A 16,329-nucleotide genomic window follows, 5' to 3' on the forward strand; every position below is an offset into this window, starting at 1 on the left:
CGCAATTGTTAGCATTAAAACCCCAAAGCCTTATCTCAGCTAAAACATAAAGCTGAGATGTTCGCCAAAAAAATCATAAGACTATGAGCCTGCAGGTGGCTGTCAGGTTACTTTACAGTGACACCACCATTAATTTATTAAAGCGCAACATTCATCATAAAAACAATGCCTTATAAATTCGGTATATTTCTTGCGATTGATTGTTTTCTATGGAAAATACTCATCTTCATTCGGTGACTATCCTGATAATAACAAGTTAACTAAGCTATGAATTGCAATCAACAGTTAAGTGAATAAAGACATTCTCATGATTTACCAGAAGGCGATTAAATATTCGACGTAAGGAGGTACATAATGTTTAAATTCTTCGCAGCGTTTTTGTTATTTGTTAGTGCCCTAAGTAGTGCTATGAATAAGGCCGAACTTATCGATGCCATGGCCAGTGACACCCAGCTTTCAAAAGAAAAACTGGTCAAACCCTTCGTTAATTCTCTGATAGACGTTGCCAGAGAACAACTTAACCATGCGGGACCTGGAGCTGCCATCGAATTTCAGCCCTTTGGTCACATATTAAATGCACTACCCAAGAAACAAGACTATCATGGGCATGTCACCGTGCTGAAAAACCAAGAACAACTCGAATTTAACGGCCATGTAACTGTGCTAAAAGCTGCGGATGGCACCTTCGAACTGTCTATTTTGCCGCAAAGCCAAAGGCTTAATACCGTAAGCGTGGATACCCCAGATAGTCATGAGGTTGCAGTGACATTGGTATTTGATAGGGTTATCTCGCCACCAGAGTGTTTGTCTGCCGGTGTTCCAGACAACCCCAAAAGTTGTCGTCAGAGTGTAGAAGAGCAGAGATATATCGGTCATGTCACGCTGTTGCGGGGAGTCGATGCCAATGCGGCTGGTGGTAAGGAGTTTATTGGCCATGTGACACTGTTAAGAGGTAGCGACAGCGATTTTCGCGGTCATGTTACCGTGTTAAAAGCCGCGGATCATCCTGAACATGATTTCAATCCTAATGGCGCGCTAATGCGTGAGCTGCTCCCGACTGCTTACGAGAGTGAATATTATATGGCGTTGGCAGATATCATAACCAATGCTTATGCAACAACCAGAGCTCATCAGGGAGACATTATTAATTTACACCCGCCAGGGAATAAAGTTCGAGACCTGGAAATTCTTGAGTTCAACTATTCTCTTCTTCAGGCCATGAGGAGTAGACTGAATAATGCGAGCAGCCTGTTAAAGGATGCGCTAACCTGTGAATACGATGCTGGCGGTTATTGCGCAGACGCCTGGTTGAGCGTGAGAAACGCATTGGTTTTTACCGAAGCTAACGCAGTGCTACGTGGCTGGGATGGCACCTATAAAGGTAAAAGGAACACCAGATTGATAGGTTCTTTTACCAAGGCAACGGCTGAAATAATTTATCAAACCTGGAATCAAGGTGTTGTCGCATTTATCGCAGCAGCCCGCGCGCAGAAAGCCACAGAGGCGAGGAGAACGAAGCCTTGGGATGACATTATTCAACAAATACCAATGAATGCTCGATATGCGAGAATTTTAGCGGCAAGTTTTATCAATACCACCACTAACGCACTTAAGCGAGGAGATCGGGTTAGTTTGGTTGGCTTTGGTAGTTTCAGTGTATCGAACAGAGCAGCGCGAACCGGACGAAATCCGCAGACCGGAAAAGAAATCCAGATAGCCGCGAAAAAAGTGGTTAGATTTAAAGCGGGTTCGGAACTCTCTACTAAGGTAAATTAACGCCAATGCATAGCTAAAGGTGAGCACCATCACCGCGAGCGGTGATGGTCATTGCCACTTTGCATAAGTTCAGCACGGGAAGTCATGTAACTGCTAAAGCGCCTTGTCGATGATCGCTTTCATTTCTTTCGCCAGTATTGGTTGCGCTTCTTTAGTCGGGTGTATGCCATCGCCTTGCATCAAGCTTGGATCCGTTGCAACCACTTCAATAAAAAATGGCAGTAGCGGTGAGTTGCTTTGTGTTGCTACGTTGCTAAAAACGTCGCTAAACATTTTACTGTATCTTGGCCCATAGTTAGGGGGGATGCGAACTTTTGAGATAAGAACTTTAATGTTTTTAGCATGCGCCAATTCTATTATTTGTAACAAGTTATTTTCAATAAGCTTAGGTGGAAAGCCTCTAAGGCCATCGTTACCCCCCAATTCTATCAATAAATAATCAATATCGTTTTTCGCCAAAATGCCCGGCAGCCTTGCCAAACCGCCACCTGTGGTTTCACCACTGATGCTGGCATTAATAATTCGGTAGCTGGCGTTCTCCGTTTCAAGCTGATTATTTAGTAACACAACCCAGCCATCTTTTTCTTGCATCCCGTAACTTGCACTGAGACTATCACCTAATAGTAAAATAGAATTATTGGCCGAAACGTTTAGTGCAAACGTAGTGCTGAAGATAATTAATAATGTAAGAGCTAACTTGTTGAACATGAATACTAAACCTGACCTTAAAGCAAAAGATAAAACTGAACCTGAAACCATTTTAGAATGTCGCAATGTAACCAAGTCGGTAAACACGGCGAGTCATAAAACGGATGAAAAATCTTTAACTATCCTGAAAGCAATTGATATGCAAGTCAAGTCTGGAGAGAGTATTGCCATTATCGGGGCATCGGGCTCTGGCAAAACGACGTTATTATCCTTACTTGCCGGCCTGGATTTACCGTCTTCGGGGGAAATTTATCTGAAAGGCCTGGCCTTGCATCAATTTGATGAAGAGCAGCGTAGCAAGGTAAGGGCCGACCATGTTGGCTTTATTTTTCAGTCGTTTTTATTGATAAACAGTTTAACCGCGTTAGAAAATGTGATGTTACCGGCAGAATTGGCCAATGAAGACAATGCCAAACAAAAAGCCATGACCATGCTGGCGAAAGTGGGTTTGAGTGACCGGGTAGAACATTATCCGTCACAACTCTCTGGTGGCGAGCAACAACGGGTTGCCATCGCTCGTGCTTTTATCTCTAACCCGGATATTTTGTTTGCCGATGAACCGACAGGCAATTTAGACAGTAAAACTGGTGAAACCATTACTGAGTTGTTATTTCAATTAAACCAGCAACAAGGCACTACCTTGGTACTTGTGACTCATGACAAAAAATTGGCTGGACGATGTCAGATACAGCTGACGATGGAAGCCGGGGAGTTTATTCAGCAATCGGATGCAGCGCCTGAGCAACTTACCATCAACTCAGTGAAGGCGGGTTAGCATGCCGATTTGGATCAAACAATCACTGCGCTTATTTCGCCATGAATTAAAACGTGGTGAGTTAACCATTATTTGCTTTGCCATTATTTTGGCGGTGGCTTCGGTGTTTTCGTTGTCAGGGTTTTCGGCCCAAATAAAGTCGGCGTTGATTAATGAAAGCAGCAGCTTTATTGCTTCTGACAGAGTGTTGCAATCATCAAGACCAATAAACGCCGAGTTTCTCGACAAGGCGACGCAATTACACCTAGATAGCGCCCGGGTCATGCTGTTTTCGTCTATGGTTTTCGCTGGCGATGAAATGCAACTGACATCGGTAAAAGCAATCAGTGATAGTTACCCGCTGCGCGGAGAATTATTGATCAATGATCGCAATTCAACGGCAATTAATGCCATGCACGCCCCACCTGTTGGTAGTGTGTGGGTACAAGCCTCATTGCTTGATAAATTAGCGATTAAAGTGGGCGACAGCATAGAACTTGGTGCGGCAACCTTTACCGTAGCCGCCACGATAAACAAAGAGCCTGATGCATCGTTTAGTGTGTTTACCCAGGGACCGAGAGTTTTTGTTAATTTAAGCGATGTTGAAAAAACTCAAATCGTGCAACCTGGCAGCAGACTGACTTACCGGTATTTATTTGCCGGTAGCGCACAAGAAATTGCGGAATACGAGCAGTGGGTTAAGCCGCAAGTGCAAGAAACTCAGCGCTGGTACGATATCAAAAGCCAGCAAACGCCATTGGCCAATGCCTTAAACCGGGCAGAGAAATATCTGTCGCTGGCAAGTATGTTGGGGATCATTTTAGCGGCGGTTGCGGTGTCTGTAGCCAGCCGGCGCTATGGTCAACGTCATCAACCTATGGTGGCGGTATTTAAAGCCATGGGCGCCAATAAATCGCACATACGCAAATTGTATTTGTTGCACTGGAGTAGCCTTTCTTTATTTTCGATTGTCGTTGGTTTAGGCCTTGGCTTTGTCTTGCAATCAATCGGCTTGTCGTTGATGGCTGCCTATTTACCACAAACGTCTTCGGCATCTTCACTTTATCCATTAATGGTTGCGGTTATCACTGGCGCTATCTGTGCGTTTGCTTTTGCCATCGCACCAATGAAATCTTTAATCGCAACACCAGTATTAACGGTGATCCATGGCTTTACTGATGTCGATACTAAAAAAGGTATCATCGCCAATATCCCGCCGTTTATGGCGGTGTTCGCCTTGTTATTAATATTTTCACGTGACTGGATGTTATCTTTGGCACTCATGGCCGGTGGTGGGGTGATTATCGGTATTTTGCTGCTATTTGGCCGCTTACTGGTAAATGCCGGCCGCTCGGTAGGCAGCCAGGCCGGGCAAGGATTTCACTTGGCCCTGGCAAATTTAAAACGTCGCGGCAAACAAAACAATGTGCAACTGGTCAGTTTCACCATAGCGATAAAGCTGTTATTGCTGATGTTAGTGGTGAGAAACGATTTAATTGATGAATGGCAAGCGCAGTTGCCGGAAAATACCCCAAATCAGTTTTTAGTTAACGTAAATAAGTCGCAGGTTAGTGAAGTAGAACAATTTCTCAGTAATAACCAAATGCAAGCGAGTGATCTATACCCCATTGTGCGTGGCCGCTTAACCGCCATTAATGATGAAAAGCTTGCTAAACAAGCCAGTAAAGAAGAAACCGATAACAGCGATCAAGGCCGGCAAGGTATTGGCCGTGAGCTGAATATGACCTGGCACAGTCAGTTACCAAAAGGCAATGTTGTCGTTTCTGGTGACTGGTTTCGCCCTGAAGATGAGTTGGCTCAGGTCTCAATCGAGTCGCAAGTTGCCGAACGGTTAGATGTTAAAGTTGGGGACGAATTAAGCTTTCAAATCGGCAGTGAGCTCATTCAATTGCCAGTTACCAGTATTCGTGAAGTTGACTGGCAGTCGATGCAGCCAAATTTTTACATGATATTTTCTGATAAGGTACTGGCCGATTTTCCGGCAACCTATATCACCTCAATTCATGTGCCAACTGATAAAAAGCGAGCGATGCAGCAATTTTTAGCACAGTACCCAACCATAAGTGTGATTGATGTTGAAGCGATGATATCTCAGCTACGCTCAGTGATTGGCCAGGTATCAATAGCGATCGAGTTCATCTTAGTGCTGGTTGTTATCGCTGGCTCTTTAGTGTTGGTGGCTCAAGTGCAAGCGAGTATGGAAGAGCGTGAGCGTGAACTGGCAATTTTAAGAACCTTAGGTGCCAGAGGCCGCTTGTTAAAATCGGCAACGGTATTAGAGTTTGTAATTTTGGGGGCGATAGCCGGGTTCTTAGCCAGTGTTGCCATGGAAATTGCGGTATACGTATTGCAAAGTAATGTTTTTGAAATGGACCCTTCATGGCATTTAAATTATTGGTTGCTGGGATTGGTGTTGGGTGGAGCCTTTGTTGGTGGCGTGGGTTTGCTGGCATGCTGGCGCTTGCTGAATTTATCCAGTTTAACCTTGATCAGGCGTACACTCTAATAGCGAGAACTACGCTTTAGCTTTTCAGTAAATGATGTAAGGCCGATTGTAAGTTGGGGTGGGTGAACTTAAAGTTTGCAGAAAGTAATTTCTCCGGCACGACTTTTTGCCCATACAAGAATAAATCGGCCATTTCGCCAAACAAAATACGTAACACAAACGCTGGCATGGTGGCCAAATTTGGCCGACGTAGGGTTTTTGCCAGTATTTGACAAAATTCTTTGTTGGTAACCGGTTTGGGCGCGGTTAAATTAAACTGGCCCTGACATTGTTGGTTGTTCAATAAAAACTCGATGGCATTGACCATGTCATCAATATGGATCCAGGACATAAATTGCGTTCCGGTTGAAAACCGGCCACCTAAACCAAATTTAAACGCCGGTAACATTTTTTTTAATGCGCCTTTGTTTTTATCTAGCACTATGCCAGTCCTTAATATACATACCCGGCTTTTGTGTTGGCTAAGCCATGCTTTTTCTTCCCATACCTTGCAGATTGTATGGCTAAATTCAGGGTAGACATCAGTCCATTGTTCGGTAATGGTTTCGTTACCTTGCCGGCCATAAAAACCGACGGCCGAGCCTGATATAAAGGTGTTGGGCGGGGTGGTTGAATCGTTGATTAATTTGCTTAATTGACTGGTTAAATTCCAGCGACTGTGACATATACTGTGTTTTTGCTTCTGGCTCCAACGTTTTTCGGCAATGGGTTCACCGGCAAGGTTGATTACCGCCTGATAGTCATCGAGATGTTTTAAATAGTTTAACGATGAAATAACATTGACCTTGGCTTCATTGCCAAAACGAGAGCTTAAATCGCCAGTTTGACGACTAAGCACGTCAAAGTGGTATTTTGAGCTGAATTTGTTAATGAAGGTTGAGCCTATCAGGCCAGTGCCTCCGGTCATTAATATTTTCATGTTGAAGTCGTTCTGCCAACAATTTAACCGTTACTCTAATTTTAGCTGATAAATCCTGAACAGCCTCAATGGATGTTATTTCTGGATAATTTTGTTACTGTAGCTTTAATATAAAATAAAGAGTTTTCTCATGGACTTAGCTGTAAAACATAGCGGGATTGTTAAAGTATTAATTATTTTAGCCTCTCTGGTTATTATCATGGCGGGGATTAAAACCGCCAGTAATCTATTGATCCCATTTTTACTGTCGTTGTTTATCGCCATTATCTGTAATCCGGTAATTAACAAAGCAGAAGAGTATAAAGTACCAAAAGCCATCGCGGTATTTTTTGTTATCGCATTATTTGTGGTGGTAGGCATGTCGCTGGCCTCATTAATTGGCAACTCATTAACCGAATTATCCGCTTTGATGCCAGGGTACCGGGCACAATTGACCAATGATTTTGCCGGGCTTATCGACAAACTGGCCGATTACAACATTAAGCTAGAGTCAAAAATATTGATGCAATATTTAGACCCTGCCGCGGCAATGGGCTTTGCCGCCAATATGTTATCAAGCTTTGGCAATATCATGGCGAATCTGTTTTTGATTTTGATCACTGTAGTGTTCATGTTATTTGAAGCGTCCAGTATTCCGGCGAAGTTGCACTTGGCCTTAAAAGATCCACAAATGAAAATGCAACAAATTGATAAATTTTTAAGTTCGGTAAATAAATACATTGCGATCAAAACCTGGGTCAGTATCGCCACCGGTTGTTTAGTCAGTTTAATGTTGTGGATCATCGGCCTGGACTTCTTTTTGCTGTGGGGCGTTTTAGCCTTTTTACTCAATTACATCCCTAACATCGGTTCGATCATTGCGGCGGTACCGGCAGTATTGTTGGCCTTGCTTCAGCTTAATCCTGCCGCGGCTTTGGCAATTGCTGCCGGCTTTATGCTGATTAATACCGTGATGGGCAATGTGGTTGAACCTCGCTATTTAGGCAAAGGCCTAGGTTTATCTACCTTAGTGGTGTTTTTATCTTTGATCTTTTGGGGCTGGTTATTGGGTACTGTCGGCATGCTGTTATCGGTACCGCTTACCATGATCATCAAAATAGCTCTGGAAAGCTCAGCAGAGGCAAAGTGGTTCTCTATGATGTTGGGAGATGAATCTGAGGCAGAAGAGGTAATTAAACAGCAGCAGGCGCAAGCACAATTGCAACAAGAGCAACCAATTGAGAAATGATAATCGATATAAGGTAATCATTAAGGAAGTATTGTGGGCATAGCTTTTTTATTGGCGATTAACTTTATTTGTATATTCATTTGTTATTTTTTTGCCAAATGGCGCAAGGCCAACGCCGGCTATTGGGCAATTATGGGGGCTTTATTAGGGCCTATTGCATTACCGTTTATATTATTTGCGAAACCTAAAGGTGAACAAAGCACTGACTAGCGCCGATATTGATGTTGTTTTCTATAAGATGTAAGTGGAAAGGGATAAGAGGTAATGGTTTGACTATTACCTCTTTTATTTTTTACATAACTTGAACTGGGGGTAATGAGTTAGGCTGGTAATACCATTTTGTAAGGTTTTACCGTTACTTTTTCATAGACTCCGGCGGCAATATAAGGGTCGGCATCGGCCCAGGCTAGTGCATCTGCTAAGCTGTTAAACTCAAGCACCAGCAAAGAGCCGGTAAAGCCTGATGCGCCGGGGTCTTCACTGTCAATGGCCGGACATGGTCCGGCAATAATTAAACGTCCCTGGTTTTGCATTTCTTTTAAGCGGGCGATGTGTTGCTCGCGCACACTTAACCGTTTTTCTAATGAATTTGGCACATCTTCGCTGTAAATTACGTATAGCATATTGGTATTTCTCAATTTAATATACCAATTCTAATCGATATCTGCTCATTGAGTAATTTTATTTTGGTAAATAAAATCACCCTTCGGGAATGACTATAAAGCTTTCTAGTGCATTCTCAATTGATCAGCTAACAATCAGATTTGGTATTGGTTTCTTTAGTAGTTTCAACGCTCAGCTTTTCAGCGTCATCTTCTTCCTGAGGAATGTGTTTGTAAATGCCCATGATAGAGACAATGGCAAAAACAAACGTTAACCCGGTCAAGCCAAACACTTTGAAATTAACCCAGGTTTCTTGGTCAAAATTAAAGGCAACATAAAGGTTTAACCCGGCACAAACTAAGAAAAAGCCGACCCAGGACAAATTAAATTTGGCCCAAACCGCCTCTGGCATTTGAATTTGTTCACCCATAAAGCTTTTTAACAAGTTCTTTTTAAAACCGTAATGGCTGACTAACAGCGCTAATGCAAAAAACAGGTTGATGATTGAGACCTTCCATTTAATAAAGGTATCGTCGTGAAAGAAGATGGTTAGCCCACCAAACACCGCAATTAAGCCAAAAAATACCCATTGGCGAGTAGGTATGCTTTTCCCTTGCAGTTTTAGCACAAGTAAGTGCAGGGCAGAGGTGGCAATTAATGCGCCGGTGGCAATGAAAATATCAAAAAATTTGTATACAACGAAAAATACGACTAATGGGATGTATTCTAAAAAAGCGGCCATAATGGGTAACGATACTCTAACTAAGATAACAATTTAATTACCTCATTCTAACCAATGTCAAACCGCCATGCTAGCGAAAGCCTGTAAGTTTTTGTAAGTAACCTGAGCTCGGGATAAGCAGCACTTGCTCAATACTCCACTTTTTCCGATTTTCGGCGTTAAAACTAAGTAATCAAGCTATCGGTAAACGATAATAAATGTTTATCGATGCGACCATTTTTGGTGGACTCAACTTTGTTTGGGTGTTTAATTTTGTTCCAGGCGGTGACTTTACCACCGATGTTTATCTTGGCAAAATCGCTAATGGCGGCGTCGATGTTTAAAAATGTTAATAGTTTTTGATAACTGCCTTGCTCAGCAATATTGAGCATTAAAAAATCAGATGCTCGATCACTAAAATGGCTCAACACTTTGCTTTTATGTTGTAAATAACAACGTTCAAGGAAGCTGTCCTGGTTAATGTTTTGCTCAGTAAAGGGTGAGAAAACCTCAGAATAACAGTGTCTTATAATTGGGTTGTAGCCACCATCACTGCGGGTAACATTGGTGTGCATGCGCAATAATAATTGTTTTATCGAAGGCAACCAGGAGGATAATTCCCGCTCAAGGTAAATGAATTTAGCTCCGGGAAACTGCTTATCTAATTCAACAAAATTGTAAAATACCGGGGTGTCGGCAATCACTTGTGCCGCAACTAAACATTTTTCGGTATAGCAGGTATGAGCAACTTTAAAGCCGAGATCAAGCATTGCCACGCAAATGCTAGTGGTAGCAGTACGTGGCAAGCCAATGATGAAAATTTTATTGTTCTCGGTTCGCGGGTTTTCACTCATATGCTTGTTTATTAACATAGGAATTAAGCGTTGTAACCAAACGGATCATCTATCGAATGTGCTGGTTTGGTGAACCATACCGGACCATTTTCACTGATATAGAAATGATCTTCATGACGAATACCAAATTCGCCCGGAATACAGATCATCGGCTCGTTAGAAAAACACATGCCAACTTTGAGCTCGGTGGTATCGTTTAATACCAAATAGGGCCATTCATGAATGTCTAAACCAATACCGTGGCCGGTACGATGTGGCAGGCCTGGAATGTCATAACCAGGACCCAAACCCACGGTGGCCAAATATTCACGCGCTGCCATGTCGGCACTGGCACAAGGCTGACCAATTTGTGCGGCTTCAAAAGCTAAACGTTGTGCTTCTTTCTCATAATTCCAAACTTGTGTTTGCCGCTCTGTGGCGGTGCCGTATACATAAGTACGGGTGATGTCTGAGTTATAACCTTCCAGCTGACAACCGGTATCAATAAGCACCACATCGTTTAATTCAAGTGCTTTTGGGGTGGCCACACCATGCGGGTAAGCCGAATCTTCACCAAATAATACAATACAGAAATAAGAACCGGCCGGTGCACCTAGGCATTTATGCGCTTCATTGATAAATGCTTCTACTTCTTTGGTGCTAATGCCTTCATGTAAAATGCGGGCTGCCGCTTTATGTACTTCTAAGGTCATATCTTTGGCGCGTTGCAGTAAAGCGATTTCGTTCGCCGACTTAGACATTCTGCAACCGGCAGTAATGGCTTTTGCATCCACTAAATTTAACTGCACACTGGCTTTGGCAATGCCGTTAGCGATGAAAAATGCGGTAGATTCATCAATGGCAACATCGCCATGCTTTATGCCTAAGGCACGTAAACTGTCAACAAACACTTGATACGGACTCACATGCTCTTGCCAGGCATTTACTTTGCCCTTAACCACCATAAATTGCTCAAGGGTACTAATTTCAAAGTGCGGAGCAATGTATTCAATGTCGCCAACGGCTGGAATAATGGCTCCTACCATACGCTCTGAGGCGTACCAGCGGGTACCGGTAAAGTAATAAAGATTGGTTCCGGCATTAATGTAGGTGGCAACAATGTTGTGCTGTTGCATCAATTGCTGCGCTTTGGCTATGCGCTGTTGGTATTCTGCTAAAGTAATAGATTCTACATCAGCAGTCATATTCGTTAATTTTGTTAATTCGTCGGCAGCACTAGAGCCACCAATACCGTTATTGTTTATCATCGAATTTGTCCAAGGTTAGTTTATGTCATCAAAAATGAGAATCTGTGGAGTATATTGTATTCCATCCGGAAAAACTAACATTTGCGCAGCCGATTCGCGATTGTTTTTCATATAATGTTGATAACAATCAACCCAAAGGTAAAAATATGCTAAAAACGGTTGCTGACTGAGCAAAGCAATCTCAGCGAGTGTTCGACAAATCTCGGCTGAACAGTTAATTCGGTGAGGTTATGAAAACCTACCGGCAAACACTTGTAAATCGATATTGTTAATGCAATTTTTTAACTATTGTTACAATATCAAACATTTATTTTATGGAAAGAAGTTGCTTTTTTTTCATTAGCGAACATATAATCGCACACAGATAACAACTAATCTCAGGCCAGTTTAGACCATTAAATGAACAATCTAAAACTTTTTGCCATATTTTTCTTATTGCTGACGTTCTTAAGTCAGGCGATGGCGAGTGGGCAAAATTGTAAAATGATGATGGTTAACAACATGGCTAATACCCAGATCATGGCTGACATGGACCACAATCTGATGGCTATGGACCAAGGTATGATGGTTCATGGCATGAAGCAGATGAGCGATGGCTCAGATGAAGATTGTTGCATTGACGATTGTTCATGTGTCATGGGTGCTTGTTCATTTACTGTGATTGTTGAAGATAACATCAGCAGTGATTTGCAATTTATTGCCAGTGTAAAAATCCCCCTGCAAAATTTATTATTGAATAATCTGTATTCAAAATCGCTCTACCGTCCCCCCATTCTTAGTTAATACAGGATAATTGCGTCTAAAAATTGGCATATATACCCGTCACCATTCAAGATGTAGGTTTCAGAGCGCTTGAGCGATTCCAATTCAAGGCGCATCTATACAGTAATGGTTATTCCCTTACAAATAGGTGGAACGAAGGAGTGGGATTGCTCAAACGCTTCTTCGATGGGTTTAAAAGTGATTTATGCAGCGTTATTAATTTTAACAATGGAACAACCATTCTCTAAATTTAATACCTTGCCTAAATCACTTTTAATTCCCACTGAAATCCTGCACTTTGAATGGCGACGGGTATACCAAATTTTCACTCACGCTTAATGAGGATTATTTCCTCTTCTTTACGCCAATAATTTCAATCGCGACAACTCGCAATGTGATTTGGCATATTAACTAAATTTATGGTTCTAACATGTTTAATTTTTCTCGTTCTGCTAACTATGTAGCAGCATTTGTTTTTATTTCTTTCTTAGCGGCGTGTTCTGATGTTAGCAAGGCTGATGCCGTTGCCACCGCAAAACCGCAGCCGGCAGCCGCAATTAGTTTAGACGTGTACAAGTCGCCAACCTGTGGCTGCTGTTCTAAATGGATCGATCATATAGAACAACATGGCTTACAATCAACGGCGCATGACAGCCAGCAGTTAAGCGCATTAAAAGATAAGTATAAAATTCCAAACAATGCTCGTTCATGCCACACCGCGGTGTCTAAAGATGGCTATGTGTTTGAAGGTCATGTTCCGGCAAAATTCGTCTTACAATTTCTTCAAAATCCGCCTGTTGATGCCATCGGCTTAACAGTTCCGGCAATGCCATTAGGCAGCCCAGGTATGGAAGTAGACGATAAATTCATGCCATATCAAATTATTTTACTCAATCACAATGGCCAGCATCAGGTTTACCAAATGGTAAATAGTTATGAGGAGCAATTCTAATGCGTTTCAACAAGAAAACTGGCCGGGTGAAAACCTCTAAGTCGGCATTGATAGTCGGGTTAGGGCTGTCTAGTCTTATCGGCTTTCAAAGTTTTGCTGGCCAAAGTATTTCAACGATTCAGCAAACAGCAACTGTACTTAGGTTTGAGCAGGCAATAAAACGCGCTCAAAAAAATGATCCCTGGTTAACCGGTAACCGGCATCAACAGCAGGCGGTTGAATCCTTAAGTTATGCGGCGAACACCTTGCCAGATCCTAAAATATCGGTTGGCATCGCAAATCTTGCCGCCGACAGCTTTGACTTTGCGCAAGAGCCAATGAGCCAATTTAAAGTTGGCATCACCCAAATGTTTCCAAGAGGGGACAGTTTAACCATTAAACAACGGCAACTTCGCCAGCAAAGTGAGCAATATCCCTGGCAACGAGAAGATAGAAAAGCAAAAGTCGCCTCGACCGTTGGTACGCTTTGGCTTGATGCTTATTACATTGAACAAAGCCTGTATTTGACCCAGCAAAACCGTAGTTTATTTGAACAGCTGATTGATTTGGCCCAGGCAAACTATGCTTCGACCAGAGGCAAGGCAAAGCAACAGGATGTGATAACCGCACAATTGGAGTTGACTCGCCTAGAAGACAGGTTAGTGCAATTAAAGCAACAAAAAAATCGCTTTACCGGGCAATTGTCGCAATGGCTTTCCAGTTATGCCAGTGAGAATAATGGTGCACAAACGAATATTTTGAATTTACCCACTATGGTTTTGGCTGATGAGTTACCGAGCATAAACTTGCATCAACAGTCGCTGGTAGCTTCTGAAAAATGGTTAAATCAGCAACAGTTGGTAACGTATTTTATCAAACATCCTGCGGTTGTCGCCTTAGATAAAAAACTTAAAGCGGCAACAACCGGTGTTAACCTTGCGCAGCAGAAATATCAACCTGAATGGGGGGTTACGGCAAGTTATGGTTATCGTGATGATGATCTTATGGGCAATGAACGTGCTGATCTGTTGTCGTTAGGCGTGACCTTTGATCTACCGTTATTCACTGAAAATCGACAAGACAATGAAGTTAAGGCGGCCATATCAACCAGCGAAGTGGTGAAAACCGAACGTATTCTATTATTGAGAAAAATGATGGCATCATTTGCCAGCAGTAAAGGCCGATTACAACAACTCGAACAGCGTAAGTCATTATTTAACAGTAAATTAATGCCACAAATCAATGAGCAAATTGAAGCAAGCCTAGCCGCCTATACCCATGATGACGGTGATTTCTCTGATGTAGTGCGCGCCAGGATCTCATTATTAAACGCACAAATTGATCTGTTAAAAATCAACGTCGAGAAACAAAAACTAGCCCTTGAACTGAATTATCTTTTTATCCGGCCAATGACAAAATCTATGGATTCCTTTGGCAGCCAACAGGCAACAATAATCAACAACAGCATTGCAAAAAGTAGCAATGCGGAGAGCAACCATGCTACTAAATAACACCCTCAAACCATTAGCGCTAGGTCTGGTCATTGGTGCAATCATCACCTTTGGCGCTTATTCTGTTTTTCAACCTCAGACCATGGTTGACTCATCCATGAGCAAAGACGCTGCCAAGCAAGAGCCGCTGTACTGGGTTGCCCCAATGGATGCAAATTATCGTCGTGATAAACCTGGAAAATCACCGATGGGGATGGACTTGGTTGCTGTTTATGATGATGGCGGTAAAGGCCCGGATGAAGGCCCTGGCACCATTCGAATTTCACCTGATGTGATCAATAATTTAGGTGTGCGTACCGCTACCGTCAGCTATAGCACCATGCATACTCAAATAAATACTGTCGGTTATGTGGTTTATGATGAAGACAAATTGGTGCATGTACACCCAAGAGTTGAAGGCTGGATTGAAAAGCTTTACGTTAAGGCCACAGGCGATCTGGTTAACAAAGGTCAGCCCTTGTATCAACTTTACTCGCCGGAGTTAGTCAATGCTCAGGAAGAATTGTTGCTGGCATTAGTGAGTAACAATAAGCGCTTAATTAACGCGGCAGAAACTCGCTTAGCAGCATTACAATTGCCTAAGTCGGCAGTTACGCAATTGAAAAAAACTAAAAAAGTACAACGTAATATCACTTTTTATGCGCCACAAAATGGTGTCGTTGAAAACTTACAAATACGCGAAGGCTTCTTTATCAAGCCGGGCAGTAACATCATGTCCATTGGCGATTTATCGCAAATTTGGGTTGAGGCGGAAGTGTTTGAACGTCAAGCTGCGCAAGTGAAAACCGGTACTCCGGTGACGATGACCCTAGATTATCTACCGGGGCAAAGTTGGCAAGGACAAGTCGATTACATTTACCCAACGCTTGATGCCAAAACCCGAACGGTGAAAGTAAGACTGCGCTTTAGCAATGAGCACGGCTTGTTTAAACCGAATATGTTCGCCCAAATAGCCATACACACCAACAGTGCTGAACGGGTTTTGCTGATCCCGAAAGAAGCGTTAATTCGCACCGGTAGCCAAGATCGTGTGGTGTTGGCATTAGGTGAGGGCAGCTTTAAGTCGATTGAAGTGAGTGTTGGTCGTCTGAATAGTAACAAAGTTGAGATCCTGACAGGCCTGTTGGAAGGAGAACGTGTAGTAAGTTCGGCGCAATTCTTAATCGACTCTGAATCGAGTAAATCATCAGATTTTAAACGAATGAATTATGCGGGTGACACTGCAGAGATACCAACTTCGGTTTGGGTTGAAGCAAAAGTTCAAAGCATGATGGCAAACCACAAGATGTTGACTTTGGTCCATGAGCCAATTCCTCAGTGGCGTTGGCCGGAAATGACCATGGATTTTATCGCTACCGATGCCGTTGATTTTTCCAAGTTAAGTGCCGGGCTTACTTTGCATGTTGAACTGACCACAACCAGCGCAGGTGAATATCAAGTAACTAATATTCACATCCCTGGTGATGAAAACATCGGCGCAGTGGAAGTGTCGCAAGATGATAATGTTAGCTCGGCGACAGTGACGGGCGTGATAAATTCAGTGATGGCTGGTCATCGCATGCTGAACATCAGCCGTGGTCCCATCGAAAAATGGGATCGGGAGGCAGCAACACTGGATTTTTTAGTGAGTGATGCAATAGATATGTCGGCATTATCCGCAGGCAAGCAAATTACTTTTACCTTCGAAATTCGCAATGGTGATTTTATTATCATCAATATAGAACTGACAGCTGATCCGTCGACAGACGAGATGCCAGTTGATCATTCAAACCATTAATAATTGGAGAT

At 42.8% G+C, this 16,329-nt stretch carries 15 protein-coding genes; 9 read left to right on the forward strand and 6 right to left on the reverse strand.

Going from position 1 to position 16,329, the window contains the following annotated elements; all coding sequences use genetic code 11:
• The first annotated feature begins 1,548 nt into the window (after positions 1–1,548).
• A complete protein-coding gene (locus ND16A_RS21920; protein ID WP_052072885.1) occupies positions 1,549–1,776 on the forward strand; it encodes an HU family DNA-binding protein in 228 nt (75 codons plus the stop codon).
• Positions 1,777–1,869: 93 nt separating this feature from the next.
• Here ND16A_RS21920 and ND16A_RS14550 read toward each other — a convergent pair whose 3' ends face one another.
• Positions 1,870–2,484 carry an arylesterase gene (locus ND16A_RS14550; protein ID WP_033076508.1) on the reverse strand — a complete coding sequence of 205 codons (615 nt, stop codon included), beginning with the start codon at positions 2,482–2,484 and terminating at the stop codon, positions 1,870–1,872.
• Here ND16A_RS14550 and ND16A_RS14545 point away from each other — a divergent pair.
• Together ND16A_RS14545 and ND16A_RS14540 are read left to right on the forward strand one after the other, a co-directional pair.
• Entirely contained in the window at positions 2,483–3,259 is a 777-nt protein-coding gene (locus tag ND16A_RS14545) for an ABC transporter ATP-binding protein (protein ID WP_052072876.1), read from the forward strand. The two genes, ND16A_RS14550 and ND16A_RS14545, sit on opposite strands and share 2 nt — an antisense overlap.
• A 1-nt stretch (position 3,260) precedes the next feature.
• On the forward strand, positions 3,261–5,765 hold the full coding sequence (locus tag ND16A_RS14540) for an ABC transporter permease (protein WP_033076509.1): 2,505 nt from the start codon (positions 3,261–3,263) through the stop codon (positions 5,763–5,765).
• A 16-nt stretch (positions 5,766–5,781) separates the two neighbouring features.
• Here the strand turns inward: ND16A_RS14540 and ND16A_RS14535 are convergent, their stop codons facing one another.
• On the reverse strand, positions 5,782–6,684 hold the full coding sequence (locus ND16A_RS14535) for a TIGR01777 family oxidoreductase (protein WP_033076510.1): 903 nt from the start codon (positions 6,682–6,684) through the stop codon (positions 5,782–5,784).
• 130 nt (positions 6,685–6,814) lie between these two features.
• On the opposite strand from ND16A_RS14535, the gene ND16A_RS14530 reads away from it, so the two are divergent.
• Together ND16A_RS14530 and ND16A_RS21235 are read left to right on the forward strand one after the other, a co-directional pair.
• On the forward strand, positions 6,815–7,912 hold the full coding sequence (locus ND16A_RS14530) for an AI-2E family transporter (RefSeq protein WP_033076511.1): 1,098 nt from the start codon (positions 6,815–6,817) through the stop codon (positions 7,910–7,912).
• Positions 7,913–7,945: 33 nt separating this feature from the next.
• Positions 7,946–8,122 (forward strand): hypothetical protein, encoded by a 177-nt coding sequence (locus ND16A_RS21235; RefSeq protein WP_160173484.1) that lies wholly within the window; start codon positions 7,946–7,948, stop codon positions 8,120–8,122.
• 110 nt (positions 8,123–8,232) lie between these two features.
• Here ND16A_RS21235 and ND16A_RS14525 read toward each other — a convergent pair whose 3' ends face one another.
• The 4 genes from ND16A_RS14525 to ND16A_RS14510 form a co-directional block, all read right to left on the reverse strand.
• A complete protein-coding gene (locus ND16A_RS14525) occupies positions 8,233–8,535 on the reverse strand; it encodes a YciI family protein (protein WP_033076512.1) in 303 nt (100 codons plus the stop codon).
• 128 nt (positions 8,536–8,663) lie between these two features.
• The gene (locus ND16A_RS14520; protein WP_033076513.1) at positions 8,664–9,257 is read right to left on the reverse strand and encodes a septation protein A; all 594 of its coding nucleotides are present in this window, start codon (positions 9,255–9,257) and stop codon (positions 8,664–8,666) included.
• A 164-nt stretch (positions 9,258–9,421) separates the two neighbouring features.
• Positions 9,422–10,090, reverse strand: a complete 669-nt coding sequence (locus ND16A_RS14515; RefSeq protein WP_033076514.1) for a sulfotransferase — start codon at positions 10,088–10,090, stop codon at positions 9,422–9,424.
• 23 nt (positions 10,091–10,113) lie between these two features.
• Positions 10,114–11,337: a M24 family metallopeptidase gene (locus tag ND16A_RS14510; RefSeq protein ID WP_033076515.1), complete on the reverse strand. Its 1,224-nt coding sequence runs from the start codon at positions 11,335–11,337 to the stop codon at positions 10,114–10,116.
• A 399-nt stretch (positions 11,338–11,736) separates the two neighbouring features.
• On the opposite strand from ND16A_RS14510, the gene ND16A_RS20105 reads away from it, so the two are divergent.
• The 4 genes from ND16A_RS20105 to ND16A_RS14495 all read left to right on the forward strand — a co-directional run bounded on the left by ND16A_RS20105 (position 11,737) and on the right by ND16A_RS14495 (position 16,318).
• Entirely contained in the window at positions 11,737–12,120 is a 384-nt protein-coding gene (locus tag ND16A_RS20105; protein ID WP_052072877.1) for a hypothetical protein, read from the forward strand.
• A gap of 409 nt (positions 12,121–12,529) precedes the next feature.
• The gene (locus ND16A_RS14505; RefSeq protein WP_033076516.1) at positions 12,530–13,051 is read left to right on the forward strand and encodes a DUF411 domain-containing protein; all 522 of its coding nucleotides are present in this window, start codon (positions 12,530–12,532) and stop codon (positions 13,049–13,051) included.
• Entirely contained in the window at positions 13,051–14,541 is a 1,491-nt protein-coding gene (locus tag ND16A_RS14500) for a TolC family protein (RefSeq protein ID WP_052072878.1), read from the forward strand. The genes ND16A_RS14505 and ND16A_RS14500 overlap by 1 nt, the downstream gene beginning before the upstream one ends.
• Complete coding sequence (locus ND16A_RS14495; protein WP_033076517.1) at positions 14,528–16,318, forward strand: efflux RND transporter periplasmic adaptor subunit; 1,791 nt, start codon at positions 14,528–14,530, stop codon at positions 16,316–16,318. Before ND16A_RS14500 ends, ND16A_RS14495 begins: the two co-directional genes overlap by 14 nt.
• The last annotated feature ends 11 nt before the right edge of the window (positions 16,319–16,329 follow it).

The sequence above is a fragment of the Thalassotalea sp. ND16A genome, assembly GCF_000764205.1.
Taxonomy (GTDB): Bacteria; Pseudomonadota; Gammaproteobacteria; order Enterobacterales; family Alteromonadaceae; genus Thalassotalea_A.